This is a genomic window from Corynebacterium sp. CTNIH16 (genome assembly GCF_032821655.1).
GTDB classification, from domain to species: domain Bacteria; phylum Actinomycetota; class Actinomycetes; order Mycobacteriales; family Mycobacteriaceae; genus Corynebacterium; species Corynebacterium marquesiae.
On record NZ_JAVBIG010000011.1, the window covers coordinates 29,774 to 52,743 of the forward strand.

Annotated in this window: 19 protein-coding genes and 2 tRNA genes; 13 read left to right on the top strand and 8 right to left on the bottom strand. The window is 59.3% G+C overall.

Translation table 11 applies throughout. The features are described 5' to 3' along the window. Nucleotides 1-10: 10 nt before the first annotated feature. A tRNA-His gene (locus tag RAE04_RS09625) sits at nt 11-86 on the bottom strand. 49 nt (nt 87-135) lie between these two features. Continuing rightward, entirely contained in the window at nt 136-783 is a 648-nt protein-coding gene (gene orn / locus RAE04_RS09630; RefSeq protein ID WP_317027218.1) for an oligoribonuclease, read from the bottom strand. 211 nt (nt 784-994) lie between these two features. Here orn and RAE04_RS09635 point away from each other — a divergent pair, with 211 nt between their 5' ends. Continuing rightward, complete coding sequence (locus tag RAE04_RS09635) at nt 995-2,542, top strand: alanine/glycine:cation symporter family protein (protein WP_317027219.1); 1,548 nt, start codon at nt 995-997, stop codon at nt 2,540-2,542. Here RAE04_RS09635 and cmrA read toward each other — a convergent pair. The 3 genes from cmrA to RAE04_RS09650 form a co-directional block, all read right to left on the bottom strand. Beyond that, complete coding sequence (cmrA, locus tag RAE04_RS09640; RefSeq protein WP_317027220.1) at nt 2,539-3,339, bottom strand: mycolate reductase; 801 nt, start codon at nt 3,337-3,339, stop codon at nt 2,539-2,541. The two genes, RAE04_RS09635 and cmrA, sit on opposite strands and share 4 nt — an antisense overlap. Before the next feature lie 95 nt (nt 3,340-3,434). Then, nucleotides 3,435-3,508 (bottom strand) — tRNA-Arg (locus tag RAE04_RS09645). Between the two features lie 39 nt (nt 3,509-3,547). Then, nucleotides 3,548-4,465: a LysR family transcriptional regulator gene (locus RAE04_RS09650; RefSeq protein WP_317027221.1), complete on the bottom strand. Its 918-nt coding sequence runs from the start codon at nt 4,463-4,465 to the stop codon at nt 3,548-3,550. 66 nt (nt 4,466-4,531) lie between these two features. On the opposite strand from RAE04_RS09650, the gene RAE04_RS09655 reads away from it, so the two are divergent. From RAE04_RS09655 to ald, 6 genes are all read left to right on the top strand, one after another. Continuing rightward, nucleotides 4,532-6,583, top strand: a complete 2,052-nt coding sequence (locus RAE04_RS09655) for a cytochrome c oxidase assembly protein (RefSeq protein ID WP_317027222.1) — start codon at nt 4,532-4,534, stop codon at nt 6,581-6,583. A 182-nt stretch (nt 6,584-6,765) separates the two neighbouring features. Further along, nucleotides 6,766-7,407, top strand: coding sequence for a single-stranded DNA-binding protein (locus RAE04_RS09660; RefSeq protein ID WP_317027223.1), 642 nt, complete (start codon nt 6,766-6,768; stop codon nt 7,405-7,407). Nucleotides 7,408-7,526: 119 nt separating this feature from the next. Then, entirely contained in the window at nt 7,527-9,197 is a 1,671-nt protein-coding gene (gene ettA / locus RAE04_RS09665; protein WP_049377249.1) for an energy-dependent translational throttle protein EttA, read from the top strand. 25 nt (nt 9,198-9,222) lie between these two features. Beyond that, nucleotides 9,223-9,639 carry a thioesterase family protein gene (locus tag RAE04_RS09670; protein ID WP_317027224.1) on the top strand — a complete coding sequence of 139 codons (417 nt, stop codon included), beginning with the start codon at nt 9,223-9,225 and terminating at the stop codon, nt 9,637-9,639. Nucleotides 9,640-9,681: 42 nt separating this feature from the next. After that, on the top strand, nt 9,682-10,320 hold the full coding sequence (locus tag RAE04_RS09675; RefSeq protein ID WP_317027225.1) for a hypothetical protein: 639 nt from the start codon (nt 9,682-9,684) through the stop codon (nt 10,318-10,320). 289 nt (nt 10,321-10,609) lie between these two features. Continuing rightward, nucleotides 10,610-11,701 carry an alanine dehydrogenase gene (ald, locus tag RAE04_RS09680; RefSeq protein WP_317027226.1) on the top strand — a complete coding sequence of 364 codons (1,092 nt, stop codon included), beginning with the start codon at nt 10,610-10,612 and terminating at the stop codon, nt 11,699-11,701. A gap of 101 nt (nt 11,702-11,802) precedes the next feature. Here ald and RAE04_RS09685 read toward each other — a convergent pair whose 3' ends face one another. Both RAE04_RS09685 and RAE04_RS09690 read right to left on the bottom strand, forming a co-directional pair. Continuing rightward, nucleotides 11,803-12,186, bottom strand: coding sequence for a globin (locus RAE04_RS09685; RefSeq protein ID WP_179386901.1), 384 nt, complete (start codon nt 12,184-12,186; stop codon nt 11,803-11,805). Next, nucleotides 12,187-13,197 carry a mechanosensitive ion channel family protein gene (locus tag RAE04_RS09690; RefSeq protein WP_317027227.1) on the bottom strand — a complete coding sequence of 337 codons (1,011 nt, stop codon included), beginning with the start codon at nt 13,195-13,197 and terminating at the stop codon, nt 12,187-12,189. 144 nt (nt 13,198-13,341) lie between these two features. Here RAE04_RS09690 and RAE04_RS09695 point away from each other — a divergent pair, with 144 nt between their 5' ends. Then, nucleotides 13,342-14,499: a cystathionine gamma-synthase gene (locus tag RAE04_RS09695; protein ID WP_317027228.1), complete on the top strand. Its 1,158-nt coding sequence runs from the start codon at nt 13,342-13,344 to the stop codon at nt 14,497-14,499. A gap of 34 nt (nt 14,500-14,533) precedes the next feature. On the opposite strand, the gene RAE04_RS09700 is transcribed toward RAE04_RS09695, so the two are convergent. Next, on the bottom strand, nt 14,534-16,402 hold the full coding sequence (locus tag RAE04_RS09700) for an FAD/NAD(P)-binding protein (protein WP_317027229.1): 1,869 nt from the start codon (nt 16,400-16,402) through the stop codon (nt 14,534-14,536). Nucleotides 16,403-16,604: 202 nt separating this feature from the next. Between RAE04_RS09700 and RAE04_RS09705 the strand changes: the two genes are divergently transcribed. From RAE04_RS09705 to RAE04_RS09725, 5 genes are read left to right on the top strand one after another with little or no spacing between them, the layout of a single operon-like run. Beyond that, a complete protein-coding gene (locus RAE04_RS09705) occupies nt 16,605-18,260 on the top strand; it encodes a TIGR04028 family ABC transporter substrate-binding protein (RefSeq protein WP_317027230.1) in 1,656 nt (551 codons plus the stop codon). A gap of 3 nt (nt 18,261-18,263) precedes the next feature. Continuing rightward, complete coding sequence (locus tag RAE04_RS09710) at nt 18,264-19,274, top strand: ABC transporter permease (protein WP_317027231.1); 1,011 nt, start codon at nt 18,264-18,266, stop codon at nt 19,272-19,274. Further along, nucleotides 19,271-20,083, top strand: coding sequence for an ABC transporter permease (locus tag RAE04_RS09715; protein ID WP_317027232.1), 813 nt, complete (start codon nt 19,271-19,273; stop codon nt 20,081-20,083). The genes RAE04_RS09710 and RAE04_RS09715 overlap by 4 nt, the downstream gene beginning before the upstream one ends. After that, nucleotides 20,083-21,705, top strand: a complete 1,623-nt coding sequence (locus tag RAE04_RS09720; protein ID WP_317027233.1) for an ABC transporter ATP-binding protein — start codon at nt 20,083-20,085, stop codon at nt 21,703-21,705. Before RAE04_RS09715 ends, RAE04_RS09720 begins: the two co-directional genes overlap by 1 nt. 29 nt (nt 21,706-21,734) lie before the next feature. Then, nucleotides 21,735-22,949, top strand: coding sequence for an alkylhydroperoxidase domain protein (locus tag RAE04_RS09725; protein WP_317027234.1), 1,215 nt, complete (start codon nt 21,735-21,737; stop codon nt 22,947-22,949). The last annotated feature ends 21 nt before the right edge of the window (nt 22,950-22,970 follow it).

A 22,970-nucleotide genomic window follows, 5' to 3' on the forward strand; every position in this document is an offset into this window, starting at 1 on the left:
CTCGGGCATTTGGGGTGGCTGACGGGACTCGAACCCGCGACACCCAGGATCACAACCTGGTGCTCTACCAGCTGAACTACAGCCACCATCGCTGCGTGAAAGCAACGAGATATAGGTTAACTCACGCCGCCTAAATTACAAAAACGCCTGGTAGTCAGCGGTGGTTTCGGCCTTGATCTCCTCCGCCTCGGGGGAGGTGGGGCCCTCGTCGGTGCGGAAGACGCTGCGGCGGTAGAAGTCCAACTCGCGGATCGATTCGATAATGTCCTGCAGTGCGCGGTGGGCCATGCCCTTATCAGGCTGGTTGAAGTAAGCGCGCGGGTGCCACCGGCGGGCAAGCTCCTTGATGGTGGAGACGTCAATCATGCGGTAGTGCAAGGCGTTATCGAGCCGTGGCATATAAGCGCGGATGAAGCTGCGATCTGTGGCGATGGAGTTGCCGGCTAGGGGAGCGGGGTGCTCAGGATCGCAATGCTCATTGATGAGCGCGAGTACGGCCTCTTCGGCTTCCCCGATGGAGGTGGTGGACTCGCGGATTTCCTTATCTAGCCCGGACTTAGCGTGCATCTCGGTGACGAAGGAATCCATCTGTGCCAGCTCATCCTCGGTGGCGTGGACGACGAGGTCGATGCCCTCGCCCAGGATATTGAGGTTGCCATCGGTGATGACGGCAGCGACCTCGACGATGACGTGGCGTTCGGGGTCCAAGCCCGTCATCTCCAAATCGATCCAGACGAGGCGGTCGTGTTTTGCGGCTATCTCGGAATGTGGCATGCGGTCCATTCTACGCCCGCGTGCTTTTACCCCTGTATGGGGTACGAACCCGGCTGCCCTGGAGGGACGATTGCTACTGGACAACGCAACCTTTTAGAGAGTGTGGCGCTGTGCTGCATAAAATTAATAGGTGATTTGCCTCACTTGTAGATGTGAGCTACGGCATACTTTGGTTAATCGCTCTTCATCCGGGAGGTGCGACAGACTTAGGAGAGACCAGATGGCAAATTTCCTCGATGCCCTCAATACCGTAATTTGGTCCCCCGTCTTGGTGTTTTTATGCCTCGGCGCGGGTATTTATTTCACCGTGGTGACACGCGGCCTGCAGGTGCGCTGTTTACCGGACATGCTCAAGCAGATCGTTAACGGAGAAAAGTCCGCGGATGGAGTGTCTTCCTTCCAATCCTTGATGGTCTCGCTCTCTGGCCGCGTGGGTGTGGGCAATATCGCCGGCGTGGCCACAGCCATCGCTTTCGGTGGTCCTGGTGCCGTGTTCTGGATGTGGGCAGTGGCGCTTTTGGGCTCGCCCACCTCGTTCATCGAATGTACGTTGGCTCAGATTTACAAGGAAAAGGATCAGGACACCGGTGAGTACCGCGGCGGGCCCGCCTATTACATCGAAAAGGCCTACAAGCACACTAAGGCCGCGCCGTTCATGGTGGTCTACGGCATCGTATTTGCCGTCGCCATGATCCTGGCGACGAGTTACTTCCTGCCGGCCATCCAAGCCAATGCGGTGGCCGCTGCGGCCGATACCGCCTGGGGTATCAACTCCACCTGGGCCGCCGTCGTCCTCGCGGGCATCCTGGCCATCATCATTATTGGTGGCGTCAAGCGCATTGCGAACTTCGCCACCATTGTCGTGCCCTTTATGGCGCTCATTTATATCGTGATTTCCGTGGTGGTCATGTGCATGAACTTCTCGCAGATTCCGGAGGTCTTCGGGCTCATCCTCAAGTCTGCATTCAATATGGAAGCCGGATTCTCCGGCATGCTGGGCGCGGCCATTATGTGGGGTGTGAAGCGCGGTATCTACTCCAATGAGGCCGGCCAGGGTACCGGCCCGCAGTCCGCGGCGGCTGCTGAGGTCTCCCACCCTGCTAAGCAGGGCTTTGTGCAGTCCTTCGCGGTGTACGTTGATACGCTTTTTGTCTGCTCGGCCACCGCGTTCATGATTATTTCTACGGATATGTACACCGTCTTCCGCGGCAGCTCCGAGGACGGCGAAGTGGTCTTCAACGGCTCGCTTCCTGATGGCGTCGAGGTCGGCCCCGGCTACGTGCAGTCCGGCCTCGATAGTGTTTTTGCCGGCTGGGGCCCAACCTTTATTGCCGTCTCCATTGCCTTCTTCGCCTTTACTACGGTCCTGGCGTACTACTACATGTCCGAAGTCAACCTGACCTACTTCAACCGTTGGGTTCGCTCGCGCACGGCCCGCCGTGGCCTGATCTGGGTTCTGCGCGCACTGATTATTATTTCTGTCATCGTTGGCGCCACCACCACTCCAGGTGCGGCGTGGGCGCTGGGCGATATCGGCGTCGGCACGACGGCATGGCTCAATATCATCGCTATTCTTTTCCTGCAGGTCCCCGCCATCAAGGCACTCAAGGACTACGAAAAGCAGAAGAAGGCCGGCAAGGATCCGCAGTTCGACCCAGAAGCTTTGGGCATTAAGAATGCGGACTTCTGGGTAGAGCGCAAACGAGCACGTGGCGAGGGCAGCGTGCTCAAAGACAAAGACAAGGACTTAGAAGGCGCCGGGGCCTAGCCCATCTTGGCGTAGAAGCTGCCTACCAGCGGTGCAATCACCGGGGTGGGCAGCACCTGGCTGAGGGTATTCATCGCCTTAGACAGCGGGCCGGGCACCACGCGGCGCTGATTGCGGCGCATGGCCTCGATGGTTTCTTGGGAGCACGACTCGTAGGTGGTCCACAAAAAGTCCGGTACCACCTTGTCCACGATCGTCTGGTCTTCCTCTGCGATGGTGGCCTCGCGCACTGGGCCGGGGGCAAGCAGGGTGCACGAGACGCCGGAGCCCTTCAGCTCATAGTGCAGGGCCTCCGTAAATGCATTGACGCCCGCCTTGGTGAAAACGTAAGTGGCGTTATTAGGAATGGGGATATTGCCCGCGGCAGAGCCGACATTACAGATGGCGCCGCTACGGCGAGGCAGCATCTGATCCAGGGCGGATCGCGTGAGGTGGTGGACGGCAGTTCCATTGAGCTCGAACTGCGTCGTCTCGTACGACCAGTCCTGGTCCATGAAGGGGCCGAAGCTGGCGATGCCGGCGGAGTTGACCAGGATCGACACCTCGCGGGTGGCGATGGTCTCGGCCACGCGGGCGACGTCGTCAGCTACCGCTAGGTCCGCCGGCAGGGCAATGGCCTCGATATTATGGCGCTGCTCGAGCTCGGCGGCGATGGACTCCAGGAGCTCGCGGCGGCGGGCCACAAGGATGACGTTATAGCCCAGTGCTGCGAAATCCTGCGCCATGGCCTTGCCAATGCCTTGGCTGGCACCCGTAACGAGGGCATAAGACGTGCGGGAAGGGGCGGGAAGTGACATGGTTAAGCCTTTCCGGAGTGGGGCATGGTGAGTCCTAGCGTAAACAAAAAGCCTTGAAGCGGCGAGAAACTCGACGCCTCAAGGCTTTCGCACGGTGCCCCCAGCAGGATTCGAACCCGCGACACATGGGGTAGAAACCCACTGCTCTAATCCACTGAGCTATGGGGGCTTACAACGCACTCATAGTAGCCCACGAGGGCGGGGAAACCTAAGCCAGGGTGCGCTGCGGCGTGCGCAGGATGTCCACCAAGTCTTGGGCAGCTGCGGTCAGCTCGCGATCCGTGCGGTAGGCCACGATGGCGTAGTAGCGCGGCAGATCATCAGCAATGGGGCGGGTGATAATGCCGTGTGGCTGCACAGTAGGTGCGCAATTGGGCACGATGCTGACGCCGAGGCCACTGGAGACCATAGGAATCGCGCTATTGAGGCTGGCGACCTCCTGGGTCTGTTCCGGCTTGAGACCCGGGCGGCTATTCCATAGGTCGTGATAGAACTCGGCCAGTTCAGGAACTTCGCGGCTGCGCGGTGGGACAAGCCAAGTTTCCTTTTTTAGCTCGGCGAGGGAAACGGGGGATTCCAACTCGGCGAGGCGCTGCGGAAGGGCGACGGAGTAGTCGAACGTGGCCACTTGGTGGACGGTGAGTTCGGGGGAGTAGCGGCGAATGAAGGCCTTCGGATCGGACGTCGGCAAGAGCGCTAGGTCCACCTGGCCATCCAGTAGGTGTTTGATAGCGGTGACTGGCTCGGCGTCATCCAGCGAGATATTGGCGGTGGGGTAAATCCGCTTGAGCTCAGCGAGGGCGGCAGGGGTAAATTCCCAGTTCAAAATAGCGCCGGAGGCTAGCGACACGGTGCTGGCTTTATCGCCGGTGATTTCGCTGATATGGCGCTGGGTTTCGCTCAGTAGTGCATCAACCTTAACGGCCGTTTCGTAGACATAATCGCCAGCCTCCGTGGTGGAGACGCCAGAGCGCCCGCGCGAGAGCAGCTGCGCGTTCAGTTCCTTTTCTAGCTTCCGGATGGAAAGACTCAGGGATGGCTGGGTCATATCGAGGGATTCAGCAGCGTGCGTGAATGAGCCATTGTCTACAACGGCGCGGAAATAAAGAAGTTGACGGGTGTCCATAAGCTCCATGATGACACATGTAAAGACAAAACGTGTGTTATGTGCGAAACTAGGTCGCGCTATACAATGCGCACTATGGCAAATGAGCAGGTTAACAGTGTGAACGCGGCGGGTAGGAAGCCCCGCCCTTCCTGGGGAATTTATATCGCAGCGATGCTTATTGCCGGCCTAGTTGCCGGTTTTATTTCCCTGTTTCTCCTAGCCGATTCCCTAGCTGCCCTAGGCATTCCGGATCCCGGCCGCATAACCACCTTTGGCCTGCCCCTTTTTCGTGGCATGGCGTGGGTTCTCATGGCTTTATCCGTGGGCTCTTTCTTGGCCTCGTCCTTCCTCATCGCTCCGCGCGGAAATAACGCTGCGCTTATCGATGCCCCCTTGTCCGTCGACGGCCACATCGCCGCGCGCACCGGTACGTGGGCTTCCTTTGGTGTGGCGGCCGTAGGGCTCGTGGAAATTCCGCTCATTATGTCAGACCTCACCGGCGCGCCTTTTTCTCAGGTATTCACTCCTTCTATTTTGAAAATGGCGCTGACGGAAATTTCCACCACCATTGTGTGGGCAATCTCCGTGGTCATCGCCCTAGTAGTGGGCATTCTCGGTTTCGTGGGCCGCGGCTGGTCCATGCAGCCAGTCCTGCTTTTCTTGTCCATAATGCAGGTCGTACCAATTGGCATGGAAGGCCACTCCGCGGCGGGCGGCGACCATGATTACGGCACCAATTCGCTGCTGTGGCACTTGGTCTTTGTCATGCTCTGGGTAGGCGGGCTTATGGCGCTTATCGCCCACGGTCGGCGTCTCGGCCCCAATCTCGCCTTTGCGGTGAAGCGCTACTCTGGTATCGCTTTTATGGCTATTGTGGTGCTCGCTGTTTCGGGCTTGATTAACACGCTTATCCGCATGAATATCTCCGATCTGGTGGATTCCGCGTACGGAATCATTCTGATTACCAAGTTCGTGCTGACGATTTTGCTGGGCATTTTCGGCCTTGCACACCGTGAACTCACCATCCCGCAGCTGGGCAAGAATCCGCGCCTTTTCCTTCGCATCGCCATCGTGGAAGTAGCGGTCATGGCCGCCACCATTGGCGTGGCCATTACGCTGGGCCGCACTGTGCCGCCGGCGCCGCGCGATCCTAACCTCAACTCGATGCAGATTTTGATGGGCTATGAGCTCTTTGAAAAGCCTACGGTGCTCAACGTGTGGACCATGTTCCGCTTTGACATCATGTTTGGCACCATTGGCCTGCTCTTGGCCGCGGCGTATGGCTACTGCGTCTACCGCGTGCATAAGCGTGGCCTGACCTGGAGCAAGGGGCGCACCGCATGGTTTATGTGCGGTGCGCTTGGTCTGACTCTTGTAATGTCTACCGGCCTAGGTCTTTACATGCCCGCGATGTATTCCATGCACATGTTGGTGCACATGATTTTGTCCATGGCGGTACCGCTCCTGCTCGTGCTTGGTGCGCCACTGACCCTGCTTATGGAGGCTTTTGAAGCGGGGTCGGAGGGAAAGCCTAGCCTGCACGACTATGCGCTGGCGGCCACCCAGTCCAAGATCGTCGGGTTTATCACTAATCCATTTGTCAACCTCGTGCAGTACCTATTTTTCCTCTACGTGCTGTATTTGTTCCCGGGCCTATATCAATTCGCTATCTCCGAGCACGCCGGCCACCTCATTATGAACTTTATGTTCATCATCTCCGGCTGCTTCTATTTCTGGGAAATCATCGGGCCGGATCCGCTGCCCAAGCGCCACTCCACCCCGTTCCGATTGGCCGTGTTGTTCCTTTCCATGCCATTCCACCTTTTTGCCGGCGTGTACCTGATGCAGCTGCAAAGCGTGTTGGGGGCAGACTTCTACCAGTATTTGGAGCTGCCCTGGGATCAGGATCTGCTCCAAGACCAACGCGTGGGCGGTGGCATCGCGTGGGGCTTTGGTCAGTTCCCGCTGGTTATCGTCTTTGGCAAGCTCTTCCTGGATTGGCTTAGCGATGATCGCGCTACGGCTCGCCGCCACGATATGCAGGCGGATGCGGACGATGATGCCGAGCTCGAACGCTATAACGCGATGCTGCAGGATATGGGCCACGGCGATGAATCGAGCTTCCGCGGGCGCTAGCCTGTGGATAACCGGGTAAAAATCACCGCAAATCCCGAGTTTTGTTGACGGGTACAACAAGTTATTCACAGGCTAAGGGCGGTCGGCATGGTGTGACTTGCGCGCCGGTATCAGGATGTGGAAGCGAGCGAGGAAAACCGAACTCGCCTATCCAACTATCCAGCAAAGGATTTTCTAGCACCATGTCCCAATACCCAATTACCTTGACCGGTCGCCTTACTCGCGATCCCATCCTGACCAAAACCTCTACTGGCGCCTATAAAGCCAAGCTGCGCGTTGCCTCCTCGCGCCGAATACCGGACCGTCAGGTCGATGCCAGCGCCAATGATCCGGAAGGACACAACTCCAAAGCCCCGCAGTGGCGCGACGTGGACCACCTCTACATCGACGTCGAAATGTGGAATCAATTCGCCATCAATGTGCGCAAATCCCTGGCTAAAGGCATGCCGCTGATCATCGTGGGCTCCTTAGTGACAGAACAATGGCGCGATGACCAGGGCACCGATCACTTCCGCACTTTCATTAAGGCGCAGTATGTGGGCCTGGATCTAAACCGCCACGTTATCGGTACGAAGCGGCTTGCTCCGCAGTACAACCAGGAAAATATTGCGGTCCCAGAACTAGGGGACAACGCCATCGAACCGGACGTGGACCACAGCCTGCCGTCACAGCAGGCGGGGCAGGGAGATACCGCTGCCGATACCGCAGCGGACCGCTACCTAGCCGAACGAGCCGCAGCTGCACGCGGTGGGGAAGAAGATACCTTCGACGCCGAAGTGGAAGAGGAGGCTGCCGAGGCAGAATCCGCCCCGGTGAACGCTTAAGCGTTTCCTCCCCGGCTTGATCGCCTCGGGTATACCTGACCCGAGGCACTTGGGCGGTGGTTCTGATGTAGTGTTTGTGTAGATAAATACGTCTCCCAAATTTTTGCAAAGGGGTAAAAGTGGGCGAATTCATCTACACGATGAAAAACGTGCGCAAGGCAATTGGCGATAAGGTCATCCTTGACGATGTAACAATGGCGTTCTACCCAGGTGCCAAGATTGGTGTGGTCGGCCCTAACGGTGCCGGTAAGTCCTCCATTCTGAAGATTATGGCCGGCCTGGACCAGCCTTCCAACGGCGAGGCTTTCCTGGATCCGGGTGCCACCGTGGGCATCCTGCAGCAGGAGCCGCCACTCAATGACGAGAAGACCGTGCGCGGCAACGTCGAAGAGGGCTTGGGCGATATCTTTGAAAAGAAGCAGCGCTTCGAGCAGATCGCCGAGGAAATGGCCACCAACTACAGCGATGAGCTCATGGAAGAGATGGGCAAGCTGCAAGAAGAGCTGGACGCCGCCGATGCTTGGGAGGTTGATTCCAAGATCGAGCAGGCCATGGAAGCTTTGCGCTGCCCGCCTTCCGACGCCCCAGTGACCAACCTTTCTGGTGGCGAGCGCCGTCGTGTAGCGCTGGCTAAGCTCCTGCTCACCGAGCCGGACCTGCTGCTGCTCGACGAGCCTACGAACCACCTGGACGCGGAGTCTGTGCAGTGGCTGGAGAAGCACTTGGCCGATTACCCGGGTGCTGTCTTGGCCGTGACCCACGACCGCTACTTCTTGGACCACGTCGCGGGCTGGATTTGTGAGGTTGACCGCGGCAAGCTCTACCCGTATGAGGGTAACTACTCCACCTACCTGGATAAGAAGCAGGAGCGCCTGGAGGTCGCCGGCAAGAAGGATGCGAAGCTGCGCAAGCGCTTGAAGGACGAGCTGGAGTGGGTACGCTCCGGTGCGAAGGCTCGCCAAGCCAAGAATAAGGCTCGTCTGGAGCGCTACGAAGAGATGGCTGCTGAGGCCGAGAAGTACAAGAAGCTCGACTTCGAAGAGATCCAGATTCCTACCCCGCCGCGCCTGGGCAATAAGGTCGTGGAGGTCAAGGACTTGCAGAAGGGCTTTGATGGTCGCACCTTGATTAAGGACCTCTCCTTCACCCTGCCGCGCAACGGCATCGTGGGCGTTATCGGCCCGAATGGCGTGGGTAAGACCACCCTGTTTAAGACCATCGTTGGCCTGGAGCAGCCGGATGCCGGTTCTGTCGAGGTGGGCGATACCGTCAAGCTGTCCTACGTGGACCAGAACCGTGAAAATATTGATCCTGAGGCAACCGTGTGGGAAGTCGTCTCCGGCGGCCTAGATTACATTCACGTGGGTCAGAACGAGATGCCTTCGCGTGCTTACCTGTCCGCTTTCGGCTTCAAGGGCCCGGATCAGCAGAAGCCATCCAAGGTGCTTTCCGGTGGTGAGCGCAACCGCCTGAACTTGGCGCTGACCTTGAAAGAGGGCGGCAACCTGATCCTCCTTGACGAGCCGACCAACGACTTGGACGTGGAAACCCTTGGCTCGCTGGAAAACGCGCTAGAGAAGTTCCCGGGCTGTGCCGTGGTCATTTCCCACGACCGCTGGTTCTTGGACCGCACCTGTACCCACATCTTGGCCTGGGAGGGCAATGTGGAAGAAGGCCAGTGGTTCTGGTTTGAGGGTAACTTCGGCGATTACGAGAAGAATAAGGTCGATCGCCTCGGTGAAGAGGCAGCTCGTCCTTCTCGCGTGACCCACCGCAAGCTGACCCGCTAAGTAGCTGAAGCCTTTATTGAGGAGAATGATGGCAACCCCAAGTGTGCACACGTATCGTATTCAAACCCGCTGGTCGGACTTTGATATGTACGGCCACATGATGAACGCAAACTACATCGAGCTCGCCCAGGAGGCGCGCTTGGCCTTTGCGAAGGAGCATATCTATTCCAAGGGCCTTGACTTCATCGCGTTCGTGCGCCACCTTGATGTGGACTTCCTTCGCCCGATGGAGTTTAAGGACACCACTACGGTGGAGGTAGAAACTACCATTTCGCAGATTGGCACCACCTCGTTTACCACTACCCAGCAGGTCAAGGATGACCAAGGGGAAGTCGCGGCAACTGTGGAGTGCGTGCAGGTAGTCATCGATCGTCAGCGGCAGACTCCTCGTCCGCTGACGGAACAGGAAAAGGATATTCTGCAAAATACCGCGGCTAATTAACCGCGGCGCAGAGCGAAGATGAGAAAGGCAGGGCCCGAAGGTATGGTCACCGAGACTCTAGAAATTGGAAGCGGTGGACCTGGCCTTCGGGCCCTTGTCACACGCGCAGTCGGCTTGGACGCGGGTGCCTCGGTAAGGCTGCGCCAGCTGACTGACGACGTCGTCGATGTCTTTGTCACCACCCCCTTCGAGGTGGTTGCCTCCCGCCGCGTGCAGGGCGTCGTGTCCCGCGATGGGGCAGTGGTTTCTGCTGCCACGCTCGCCGAGCAGCTCAAAGAGCATGAATCCAGCGGCACGTTAGATTTGGGTCCAGCCCGCGATCCATCCTGGCCGGGAGCCTTGCCGCCGGCGACTGGCTACAGTGTGGTCGATACCTTGCCGGTCACCGTTGTTCGTGAACTTTCCGATAAAGGTCAGCAATTGACCCGGCAATTTTCCGGCCCCATGGGCCCGCCGTCCAGCTTGTTGAATCAGACTGTCGTCACGGTGGAGGGGCAAGGTGCCACGGTGGAAATCCCTATGCGCATGATTTTTGCCTGCACCAATTTAGGTTTGATTCCTGGCTTTTCGGCACCGATGGATGTGCCGCGGCACCTGCGGGTGGCTCAATTGGGAAGATGGGTGCGTCTCGACGCCCCCTTTGGCAGCATCTACCGTTCCACCCGCCTGTCGCTGTTCTAACTTCGCTGGCTCGCGAGAAACCGGCCCACCACGGCCCAGTTCTGTTCAATAGAATCGGCGCGAACGCGTCCTGCTTTGGCGATTTTGCCCGAAAGTGGTCCGCCTAAGGGGGAGGGGGATTCTGCCCAAGTGGGGAGTAATACTCTTTTGAACTGCACATTTACCTTATGGTTCGCTGTGTTGCTACCCCCGCTTTGTGAATTCATGAACATAGTGCGACACGCAAACGTGTCCTGCGTTACCCTTACGTGGTCGATGTAATTTACTCCACCCGTAAGGAGATTGCGTAATGCGTATTGCTGTGCCTAAAGAAATCATGAATAACGAGAACCGCGTGGCTCTTACCCCGAGCGGCGCGCAGACCCTCGTTCACGACGGCCACGAGGTCCTCATCGAGACCGGTGCTGGTGAGGGCGCATCCTTCCCGGATTCCGAGTACGAGGCCGCCGGTGCCAGCATCGTTGGTACCGCGGAGGATACTTGGGCGCAGGCGGAACTGCTGCTGAAGGTCAAGGAGCCGCTCGAGTCTGAGTACCAGTACCTGCGTCCGGACCTTATCGTCTTTACCTACCTGCACCTTGCCGCGGATCGTCCCTTGACTGAAGCGCTTGTTGAGGCCAATACCACTGCCATCGCCTATGAGACGGTTACTGACCGCCACGGTACGTTGCCACTTCTTACCCCGATGTCCCAGGTGGCAGGCCGCCTCGCTGCAATCGAGGGCACCCACCACCTGCTCTCCACGCAGGGTGGCCGCGGCCTGTTGGTTTCTGGAGTTCCGGGTACCCAGCCAGCACGCGTCGTCGTGATCGGCGGCGGCCAGGTTGGCGCGTCCGCCGTTGCCATGGCCCATGGTCTGCGTGCCGAGGTCACCGTGCTCGACCTTGATCCGCACGTTTTGCAGCGCTTCGATGATCAGTACGCCGGCGGCGTTCGTACCTTGATTTCGGATCCGGCCACCATCGATAAGGAACTGCAAGAAGCCGACCTTGTCATTGGCGCCGTGCTTATTCCAGGCGCTGCCGCACCGAAGCTGGTGCGTGAGGAGACCGTAAAGAAAATGAAGAAGGGTGCCGTCCTCGTGGACGTTGCCATCGACCAGGGTGGTTGCTTCGAAAACTCCAAGAAGACCTCTCACGATGAACCGACCTTCAAGGTGCATGACACTCTGTTCTACTGCGTGGCGAATATGCCAGGTGCGGTGGCCAATACCTCCACCCGTGCCCTGTCCTCCGCAACCCTGCCCTACATTCGCGCGGTGGCCAATGACAACCTGGATGCTGCCATCAAGCGCTTCCCGGGCCTAGAAGGTGGCGTAATGACTCGTGGTGGCCGTTTGGTCTCCGAGCCTGTGCGTAAGGCCTTTGACTGGGAAGACTAAGCATCGGGTCCCCATAGTGTGGGCTAGATAAACCACAAGCCCGGCTCCTCGCTAAATAGCGGGGGCCGGGCTTGTCTCGTGCGCGGGGGAAGACGGTGCGGTTATGGTGCCTTGTTGATCATCATGGCGGCCACGCGCTGCATATGATCCCAGATCATCTCGCGGTAGGCCGGCGGGATGGTTTCCTCGTCGATGTCCGCGAGGGAGTTACCCATAAGCTCTAACCACCGGTCGTGCGCGGTGATATCGATGGGGTAGGGGGCGTGGCGCATGCGCAGGCGCGGGTGCCCACGGTTTTCAGAAAATAGCTGCGGGCCGCCCCAGTATTGCGCTAAGAACCAGGTAAGGCGCTGTTCGGCGCCTTCCCAGTCGTTATCGGGGTACATCGGGCCAATGACATCATCCTCTTTGACTTGGGAATAAAAGCCGTGGACGAGGCGCTCAAAGGTTTCCATGCCGCCAATGGCCTCATAAACAGAATCCATTTACTCTTCTTCTTCCTTGCGGGGATCGGGAATGCCGATGCCGTGAGGGTAGGGGGTAGTAATACCTTTAGTGTGCATGACATTGAGCACGCGGGACTGCAGGAAACGCTGAACGTCCCACTGCTTGCCTGGCAAGGTCTTGGTCGAGACGCGGAAGGATACATAATCCGGCTCAAAGCCAGACATGCCGTCCACACGTGGCGTGCTGAGGATGAGCTTGCGCACCTTATCGTCCTGTGCAGCTTCTTTCACTGCGTCCTCGATGACCTCGCCGGCCACCTCTGGATCGTTAGAAAGACCCACCGGAATCTGGATGCGGGCAACGGAGTACTCATCAGAGTGGTTGGCCACCTGGAGAATTTCACCATTGCGCACGTACCACAGGGCGCCATCGATATCGCGGACCGTGGTGATGCGCAGGGAAATGGACTCGACATCGCCAAAGACGCCATTGCCCAAGTCAACCACGTCACCAATGCCGTACTGGTCCTCAATGAGCATGAAGATGCCGGAAAGGAAATCCTTCACCAGCGCCTGGGCGCCAAAGCCGAGGGCGACACCGATAACACCGGCAGAGGCGATAAGCGGTGCCACGTTAACGTCGAGCTCATCCAAGATAGCAATAACAGCCCACACCCAAACGAAGATGGCGGCGGCGGAGCGGGCCACCCCGGCTAGCGTCTTGATGCGGGAGGCACGCCGAACTTCACGGGTATGGCGCATAGCCTCTTCTTGCTGGCTTAGCTCGGGGCGGTGGGGCCGTCCCTTAAACTTCTCGCGGAAGCGCTGCTTATCCAGGCCAGTGGATTTTATGCTGTTGTCAGCCACCTTGTTGATGATGCGGTGGAGCAGCCAGTGAGCGATTATGGCCAGGATAAGGATGATGGCGATGCGAATCGGGCGCTCGATAAGCCAGCTTTGCACCTTCTCGTCATTCCAAAAACTGGACACGGACTCGACGGCCGAGTCCGTGGTGGAAGCGGCTGAGGCTAAGAATTGTGTACTCATCATTCTTTCTTAGTCGAGGACAATATGAACCGCGCCCATTGTAAGGGCAGAGGCTGAAAGCGCGTTGAGTCGTGGGCGTCCGAGAGCGTGAAAATAAATACTCCTCTTTCCGTTGGGACTGAACAGCTTGGTCTAGACTGTGTGGCTATGACAGAACGCAGCACGCAGAACCTCGCTCAAGGCTTTACGTCCCGTTCCATCCACGGCGGCTATCACCCGGATCCGCACATGGGCTCTATCAACGTGCCCATCTATGCCTCGACCACGTTTGCGCAAGACGGCTTGGCGCAGCTGCGCGGCGGATTCGAATATGGCCGTGTGGCCAATCCAACCGTGCGCTCGCTGGAGCGCACATTAGCGGCACTGGAAGGCGCGGAGTATGCACGCGTGTTTTCTTCCGGCATGGCCGCTGCCGATACCTTGATCCGCATCCTGGTGCGCCCAGGAGATCACGTCATTTTGGGCAATGACGCCTACGGTGGTTCCTACCGCTTGCTCAATGATTTCACTGAGTGGGGCGTGGAGATGTCCATCGTGAACACCAGCGATACCGCTGCGGTTGCGGCCGCGGTCCAAGAGAATACCAAGCTTATCTGGCTGGAAACGCCCACCAATCCGGCGCTCAATATCACCGATATTGCCGCGGTGGCCAAGATTAAGGGCAAAGCGCAGGTACTGGTGGACAATACTTTTGCCACGCCCTACCTGCAGAACCCACTGGAACTCGGCGCCGACCATGTGCTGCACTCGACCACCAAGTACCTAGGTGGGCATTCAGATGTACTGGGTGGCGCGGTAGTTACTAATGACGCCCACGTGGACGAGCGCCTGCTCTACTTCCAAGGCAATGTGGGCGCAGTGAGCTCGCCTTTTGACGCCTACCTTACCGCCCGTGGTATCAAGACGCTGTCGGTGCGCATGGACCGCCACTGCGCCAATGCGCAAAAGGTAGCAGAATTTCTGCAGGGCCGACCCGAGGTCAAACAGGTGCTCTACCCGGGACTCAAGGAGCACCCAGGGCATGAACTGGCGGCACAGCAGATGCGTGGCTTCGGCGGCATGATGTCAGTGCGCTTCCACAGCGCGGAGCATGCCAAGCAGATTTGCCTCAATACCCGGCTTATCTGCTTGGCGGAGTCGCTGGGCGGAGTGGAATCGCTCATCGAGCATCCAATGAATATGACGCACGTATCCGCGGAAGGGTCCGAGCTGGTGCCGCCGGAGGATCTGGTGCGCATCTCCATCGGCATTGAAGACATCGATGACCTGCTCGCAGACTTGGAGCAGGCCCTTGACGCGCTATAGGCCGCGGCACTGGCCCATAGCGCAGGTGCGGTGGCTAGGAGCGCACCACGGCAAGGAGGGAACCGGCAGCCTTGTCGGTTTCCTGCAGCATGAGCGGGTCCGTGCCCGGCATGGGGGAAATGGTGGTGTCCGGCCACTGGGAATAGGTGGGGATGCCCACGATGTGCAGGCGTGCATCCAACTCACCGTCCGGGTGAACAGTGCGGCGGGTAGCCCCATCGGTCTCTGGGGAGCCGGTGGGTTGGCCGTGATCGGGGAAGGGGCGCACGCGGGCGGAATCCACCAAGCAGCGCGTCATGGCATCGCCGGCGGTGCGGATATCGGGGCGGTGCATAAAGGCGTCGACAAGCGTGGGCGCCGAAGCCGAGCGAGGGCCGGAGGTCAGGGTGAAGTGATCGGCCTCGATGGACACGGTGGGGTGATCGCCTAGGAAGTGGGCCAGGCCGGCGTCGACAAGCGCGAGCAACTGGCGCACGCGGAAGAGTGGTGGGCCGGAGCCGATCATCTGGCCAAAGGACATGACCTGGCCGTAGCGGCCGGTGCGGGACTCGCGGGTGTAGCGGCCCTCTGCGCCGAGGATGGAGGCCGGCTTGCGGGATTGCGATAGCGACCACAACGCGGCCTTGATGGGGGAGTCATGGCCGGCGGCGGCCTCCCGAATATCGCCTTCCATGGACTGGGCAATGTGCTCGGTGAGCTCAGCGATGTCCCCGGTAAACCCGGCAATCTGGTACATGAGATCGTTCATGTCCCATGGCTCGGTGACCATGGGCGCAATGGCCGCGCCCAGCTCATCGGGGGCGGTGGCATCGATGGCCTCGAGAATCTCTGCGCGCGGGCGCAGGAGGGAATCCGGGCGCACGCGCTCCAAGGTGGTGATATAAGCCTCGTAGCTATCGCGCGCGATGGCGGGCCAAACCTGGGCGTCAAAGTCGATGTCCTGGGCGCCACTGAGCTCCGTGATGACCTCCTTCAGGCGGCGACGCGGCATGGTAGGCGGCAGCTCGCCGTACTCGGACTTGGGGTGGTAGGGGTAGCCGCGGCCGGAGGAAATGATGAAGTTGGGCTCCTGCCCGCAAGGCTCATAGCGCAGGCCGGAGCGCGCGGAAGGATCCTCCACGAATTTGCCGCCGCGCTCGATGGTGGTCAGCGCCATAATGTCATAAAAGCCCATGCCCAGACCGCGTACCAGCACGTCCTCGCCGCCCGGAATGGCGGCGTAGTCTTGCTCTACCGGGTTATCAGGGGCGATCCAGTTTAAACCGGAAGCGGCTAACTGCTTTTCTTGCTCGTTGTATTCCGGAGTCATCCAGCCATAGGCCAGTACTGTGGCATCGGCGCGCACCTCGGAGCCATCGGCTAGGTGGAGGACATCTTGGTGACCGTCCTCTTTGATGGTCTCCAACCGGCTGAAGTGATTCACGGTGGAAATACTCTTGGGCAGACGTGCAATGACCACGTCATAGACCCAGCGCAGGTACTCGCCATACAGTGCGCGCGAAGGGTTGGATTCGGGGCGGGTAGCCGCGAGTTCCTCGCGGTAGTCCTGGGCAATATGTGCGGCCGGTGGGTGCTGCTCAAAAAGCTCGCGCTTGGCGGCGGAGATATTCTCGCCATCGCCGCGCAGCAGCTGGATCCACTCGTACTGAATGGGGCCCTCGAGCACAGGGGCATCCACGGTGGAGCCGGGCTCGGTAAAGAGGGTGACCGCGCCGGCGCGGGTGTTCATACACAGGGTTTTGGTTTGGTCCGTTTCCCAGATGCGGCCGGCGCCATGTTGGGCCTCATCGATGAGGTGGACGGTAATGGGGTCGCTGGAATCGTCCATGCGGGCGGAGAGGCGTTCCAAGATGGAAATGCCGCGCGGGCCCATGCCGACGATCGCGATTGCTGGAGTAGACATACCTCCTATCGTGCCACATTCAGGCCCTTTCAGGATCATCGGACCTGGCAGTAAGAATAAAATAGACCAGAAGGTCTATCGACGGATTTATAAACTATTGTTTTGCCAGGTAATGAAGTAGACCGTCCGGTCTTGTATTTGAGGGAAGGTGTGTGGTCTAATGGGCGAGTACTACTTAAGACTTAAAGGAACTCGAGCTTTTATGAAGCAACTTTCTCGGCTCCTGCGGCCCGTAGCTGCGGTCCTAGCCAGTGGCGCGCTAGCTCTCTCGCTTACCTCGTGTGCCTCTACTTCCCACGCCGCGGAAGATGGCATGGTCACCTATGTCGAGCCCAATATGTTCAACAACCTCTATCCGCCCTCCGGCGGTTATTACCCCAATGGGGGTGTGCTCAATAACATCACGGACCGCCTGCTCTGGCAGGACCCGGATACGCTCGAGCTGCACCCGTGGATTGCGGAGGAGATGCCCAAGGCAAACAAGGACAACACCGAATTCACCTTCAAGATTCGCAAGGGCGTGACCTACTCTGATGGCTCCCGCCTAGATGCCGCGAACGTGAAGAAGAACTATGACCTTTATGCCCTAGGCGACGAAGATCGCATGCTCACTCCATCGGAGCAGCTGCCCAACTATGAAAAGTCCGAGGTCATCGATGACTACACGGTGAAGTTCTACTTCAGTGAGCCTTCCCCAGGCTTCCCGCAGTCCACCTCCGTGATGAACCAGGGCCTGCTTTCTAATGCCACCCTGGATTTGGATGACACCGGCTTCGCGCCGGGCAACGCCACCGCGATTTCCGGTTCGGGCCCCTTCGTCATTGAGGAAGAAGAGCTGGGCACCAAGCTGGTGCTCAAGAAGCGCGAGGATTATGACTGGGCGCCCCCTGCCCGCAAGGACCACCAGGGCCCGGCCGATATTGAGGGCATCAATATCGTGCTTGCGGCCGAGGACTCCGTGCGTGTGGGCTCGCTTGTAGCCGGCCAGTCCGATGTCGCGCGCCAGATCGAAGCCCCCGATGAGAAGCACCTGAAGGATCAAAACCTGCAGATTTTCGCCGCCCCCACCCGTGGCGTTAATAATAGCTTCCACTTCCACTTCCGCCATCCACTCCTGGAAGATAAGCGCGTGCGCCAGGCCATCATCCACGCTATCGACCGCGATAACATCCTGGACACTCTCTTTTCTGATTCCTACCCCAAGGGCACCTCGATCCTGGCCAAGACGGCAATTGGCTATAAGGATCAGTCCGCGAACTATGCCTTCGATCCAGAAGAATCCAAGCGCCTGCTCGATGAGGCCGGCTGGCGCCCAGGCGAAGATGGCATTCGCGAAAAGGACGGCAAGCGCCTTTCTGTCACCTTCAATGAGGCCGTCCCACAGCCGCGCTCTAAAGAGATGTTCACCAAGGCTCAGGAGATGCTCAAAGACGTCGGCATCGAGGCCAACCTCAACCCAGGTGACCGCTCTGCGCAGCAGAAGGCAATGAAGGACCAAGATACCGTGCAGGTACGCCACACCATGACTGGCCGTGCCAACGTGGATACCTTGGCCACGTGGCTGGATGGCACCGGGCGCAATTCTTTCCTCAACTATGACGAGGAGACCGATAGCTTTGGCGATGAGAAACTGCAGAAGCTGGTGGAGGACTACTTCAACCTCAGCAGTGAAAAAGAGCGCCTGGCCATGACTGGCCGCATGCAGGACTACTTGTCCGACCAGGCCTATATCCTGCCCATGTTTGAAGAGCCGCAGGTCTATGGTTTCCAGCCATATATCGAAGGCTTTAGCACCGAGGCCATCGGCCGCCCGTCGTTTTATGCGGTAGAAATCAACCCCGCGGAAGGGGAGGACTAATCCATGAGCCTGAAAACTATTGCCCTGCGCATCGGCCAAGCCGTGCTCGTCATCTGGGCAACCTTCACCCTTTCTTTCATCCTTTTGGCGGCACTGCCTGGTGACGCCGTCGCGACCCGTTATGACAACCCCAACTTGGGGCTCAACGCCGAGCAGCTGGCTGCTATCCGCGAGGTTTATGGCGCCGATGAGCCACTCTTGAGCCGCTACTTCAGCGCGCTCGGCGGGTTCCTCACCGGTGATTTCGGCTTTTCGGTCGCCACTGGTACCGCCGTATCGGAGATGCTGGCAGATGCCCTTCCCTCCACGCTGGCACTGGCGGTCTTCGCCTTCTTTGTAGGAGTGGTCCTGGCCTTCGTCGTGGCTATTGTCTCCACCTTTGGCCCATTTTCCTGGCTGCGCAGTTTCTTCCGCAGCCTGCCCTCCGTGATGGTTTCCCTGCCCACCTTCTGGATCGGCATCATCTTGATCCAGATATTCTCCTTTGGCTTGGGCTGGGTACCAGTCATCGGCGCGAGCGACGCTCAAAGCCTCATCCTGCCGGTAATTACCCTGGCCATCTTCGTGGCCGCGCCGCTGGCGCAGGTGCTACTGCGCTCCATCGATGAGGTAATGGATATGTCCTTCGTACAGGTAGTGCGCGCTAAGGGTGCTAGCGGTGCCTGGTTGTTGTGGCGCAACGTCCTGCGCAACGCGCTGCTGCCGGCGCTGACCATGGCCGGTCTTACCTTTGGTGAACTCGTCGGCGGCTCCGTGGTGACGGAGGCGGTCTTCGCCCGCCACGGCATCGGTGCGCTCACCGTGGATGCGGTGGCTAACCGCGATACCTCGGTGCTGTTGGCCATTGTGGTGCTTGCCGCCGCCGTCTTTGTCCTTATCAATCTGATTGTGGACCTGCTCTACCCAGTGCTTGACGTGCGCCTGCGCGAGCGCGAGCACGACACGGCATCTGGCAGTTCCGCCGCCACCACCACCGATACCCCCGCAATAGACGAGAAGAAGGTCCAAGCATGAAGCTTAAATCCACACAGCTGAAGCTCACCCCGGGCACCATCCTCTCGCTGATTGTGCTGGGCCTAGCGGTGCTCTGCGCGCTATTCCCCCAACTGTTTACCTCCCAGGACCCTAACCAGGGCGGGGACACCACGGCGCTATTGCAACCCAGTTTCCAGCACTGGTTCGGCACCGATGCCGTCGGCTGTGATCTTTATACCCGCGTGGTCTATGGCGCGCGCCAATCCCTACTTGGCGCGCTGCTGGCCGTACTCTTCGGCCTCATCGTCGGCACCATTTTGGGCATCATCGCCGGAGTGCGCCGCGGCTGGGTCGATGCCGTCATCATGCGCGTTGTGGATGTGTTGCTGTCCATCCCTGGACTCTTGCTCTCCCTGTCCGTCATCATCGTGCTCGGACACGGCATCTTTAATGCCGCCATCGCGGTAGGTATCACCTCCGTGGCCACCTTTGCACGCCTTGCACGCTCCCAGGTGCTTAGCGTTGCCGGCTCCGATTTCGTCGAGGCCGCCTATGGCTCCGGCGGTTCTTCCTTCCAGGTGCTCGTGCGCCATATTCTTCCCAATTCACTCACCGCGGTCTTCGCTGTAGCAGCGCTGCAATTTGGCCTGGCCATTTTGCAGCTAGCCACCCTAGGTTTCCTGGGCTATGGCGCACCGCCCCCAACCCCGGAATGGGGCTTGCTCATCTCTGAATCGCGCGATTACATCGCCACGGCCGGCTGGTTGACCATCGCCCCGGGCCTTGTCATCGTCGCGGTGGTCCTCGCGGCCAACCACCTCAGCCAGACACTGCGAAAGGCGGCCTAATGTCCCTGCTTAGCATTAGTGATCTATCCATTACCTACCGCACCGCTCATGGTGAGGTAGAAGCGGTAAGTGGCATTGAGTTTGAGGTAAACCCTGGCGAAATGACCGCCATCGTTGGCGAGTCTGGTTCCGGCAAGTCCACCTCCGCCATGGCCGCCATCGGCCTGCTGCCAGACAATGCGTCGATCGTTTCTGGCACCATTACTTTCGACGGCCGCGACGTTACCCAGTATTCCCAAAAGCAATGGCGGGAACTGCGCGGTCGCCGTATTGGACTTATTCCGCAGGATCCCAATAACTCGCTTAACCCGCTCAAGACCATCGGTGCCTCGGTGGAGGAGGGTATGGCCATCCACGGGCAGGGCGATAAGGCCTCCCGGAAAAAGCGTGCACTGGAGCTTTTGGAGCGCGTGGGCATTGATGATCCGCAGCGCCGCTATGACCAGTACCCGCATGAGCTATCCGGCGGTATGAAGCAACGCGTGCTCATTGCCGCGGCCGTGGCATTGGAGCCGGAGCTTATCATCGCCGATGAGCCTACCTCCGCGCTCGATGTCACCGTGCAGAAGATCATTCTGGACCTCCTGGATGAGATGCGCGAAGAGCTCACCATGGGCATCCTTTTCATTACCCATGATCTGGCCGTAGCGGGCGACCGCGCCAATAACATCGTGGTGATGGAAAAGGGCACCGTCCGCGAGTCGGGCGTTGCTGCCCGCGTCCTCACCGACCCCCAGCACGCCTATTCCAAGCGCCTGCTTGCCGACGCCCCCTCGCTCACCGCCCCCACTTCCTCCCAGACCGCATCTCCTGTGCAGGCAGCCGCGCCCGCGCACCGCGAAACCTTGCTCGAGGTGGAAGGGCTGAGCCAACGCTTCGGGGATTTCACCGCGGTGGAGGACATCAACTTTTCCGTGGCCCGCGGCACCACCCATGCATTGGTGGGGGAGTCTGGCTCCGGAAAGACAACCACCGGCCGCGCCATTTCCTTGTTGAGCACGCCCACCTCCGGCAGCATTCGCTTGGGCGGGGAAGACATTAGCTCCGCCCGTGGCAAGTGCCGTCGTGAGCTGCGCCGCTCGATCCAGATGGTCTACCAAAATCCTTTTGGCTCGCTGGATCCGCGCTTGAGCATTGGCGATACCATCGCCGAACCGGTGCGCAATTTTACCGGTGCTTCCAAGCGTGATGCGCGTGCCAAAGCACGCGAATTTCTTGATTTGGTGGCCTTGGATTCTTCCATGGCTTCCCGGCGTCCCCGCGAGCTCTCCGGTGGCCAACGCCAGCGCGTGGCCATCGCCCGCGCCATGATCATTGAGCCCGATCTCGTGGTGCTTGATGAGGCCGTGTCCGCACTCGACGTCACCGTGCAGGCGCAGATACTGCGCTTGCTCGACGAGCTGCAGCGCGAGCTGGAGCTTACCTATATCTTCATCTCCCACGATCTGGCGGTAGTCAACCAAATTTCCGATACCGTCTCCGTGCTCTCCCACGGCACGCAAGTGGAATCTGGACCTACCGCGCAGGTCTTTGCGCACCCAGAAACCGAGTACACGCGCCAGCTCATTGACGCCATCCCTGGCTCCCGCTATCGTGCCGGAGACTTAAACTTGGGGCTATAACCGCGCCCCAGAAAGGTTGGACTGAGAATATGACCGACATTATTAATGAACTCTCCCATGCCAGCGCCGAGGTGCAACAGCTGCGCCGTGCGCGCCACGATGCGCAGGACAATGCGCAACTGAGCTTTAGCGCTTTGCTCGAGCCTGCAGAACCAGGCGAGTTCTCCTATACGGAGCGCTATGCCGTAGCGGCTTTTACGGCTGCAACCTACCGGGCGAGCGAGGCTGCGGATTTCTACTTCGACTTGCTGGAAGATGAGGCCGACGAGGATCTTGTTGCCGCCGTGCGCGCCGCGAGCCAGCGCGGTGTGTCTACCGGCCCGTACCACCAGGGTGATTTCCTTATCTTCGGCGATACCGCCGCGGAAGCCGCGCTGGGCGCGCGCCTAGCTGCAGCCTTCGATTGGGCGCACCTTCTGGCTCTCCACCCCAAGGATGCCTCCCCGCAGGCGATCGGACACCTCGATGCCGCAGGATGGTCTGCTACGGATATCGTCAGCCTGTCCCAGCTGGTGGCATTTTTGGCCTTCCAGCTGCGCGTGGTCCACGGCCTGCGCGTGCTTTCTGGTGAGGATCCCGCATCCCACCCCGCAGCCGAGCGCGCCGCCGGCGTGGCCGATCCGGGTTGGGAGGTAACCGCGACTACATTGCAGCCCAATACCGTGCTGCCGGACCACTTTGTCAATCACTCCCTGGGCTGGAAGCCTTGGGTAGAGGCGCTGGCGAAGGAGGATTTTACCGCGATGCATACCGATGCCCTCATCAAGCCAGAGCGTATCGATTCCGAGTACTTCCGCTTGCTCGCCCGCGACCCTGCGGCCTTGAAAGCGCGCACGCTGACTGACCTGGACATTTTCTATAACACCGAAGGTGGGCTCTCCCGTGCGGACCGCGAGCTCGCCGCTACTGTGGCATCGCGCTACAACGGCTGCGAGTACTGTGCCTCCGTGCATCAGGCGCGGTGCGTCCAGGAAGGCGGCGACCGTGAAATTGTAGACCGCCTCTTGGACGAGGGCATCGACGCCGACCTTGGCTCAAAGGAATGGGATCTTATCCGTCGCGCCGCCGTGGCACTGACGGAAACCCCCTTCGCCTTTGATACGGCACTATGCGCGGACCTGCGTGCGGCCGGATTCGATGAACAATCCATCTTGGACCTCATCTACGCTTCCTCCTTCTTCAACTGGGCTAATCGCTTGATGCTCACCTTGGGCCAGCCGGACGTGCCTAAGCGCTTCCGTTAATCGGCTACCGCCGGCGACTGG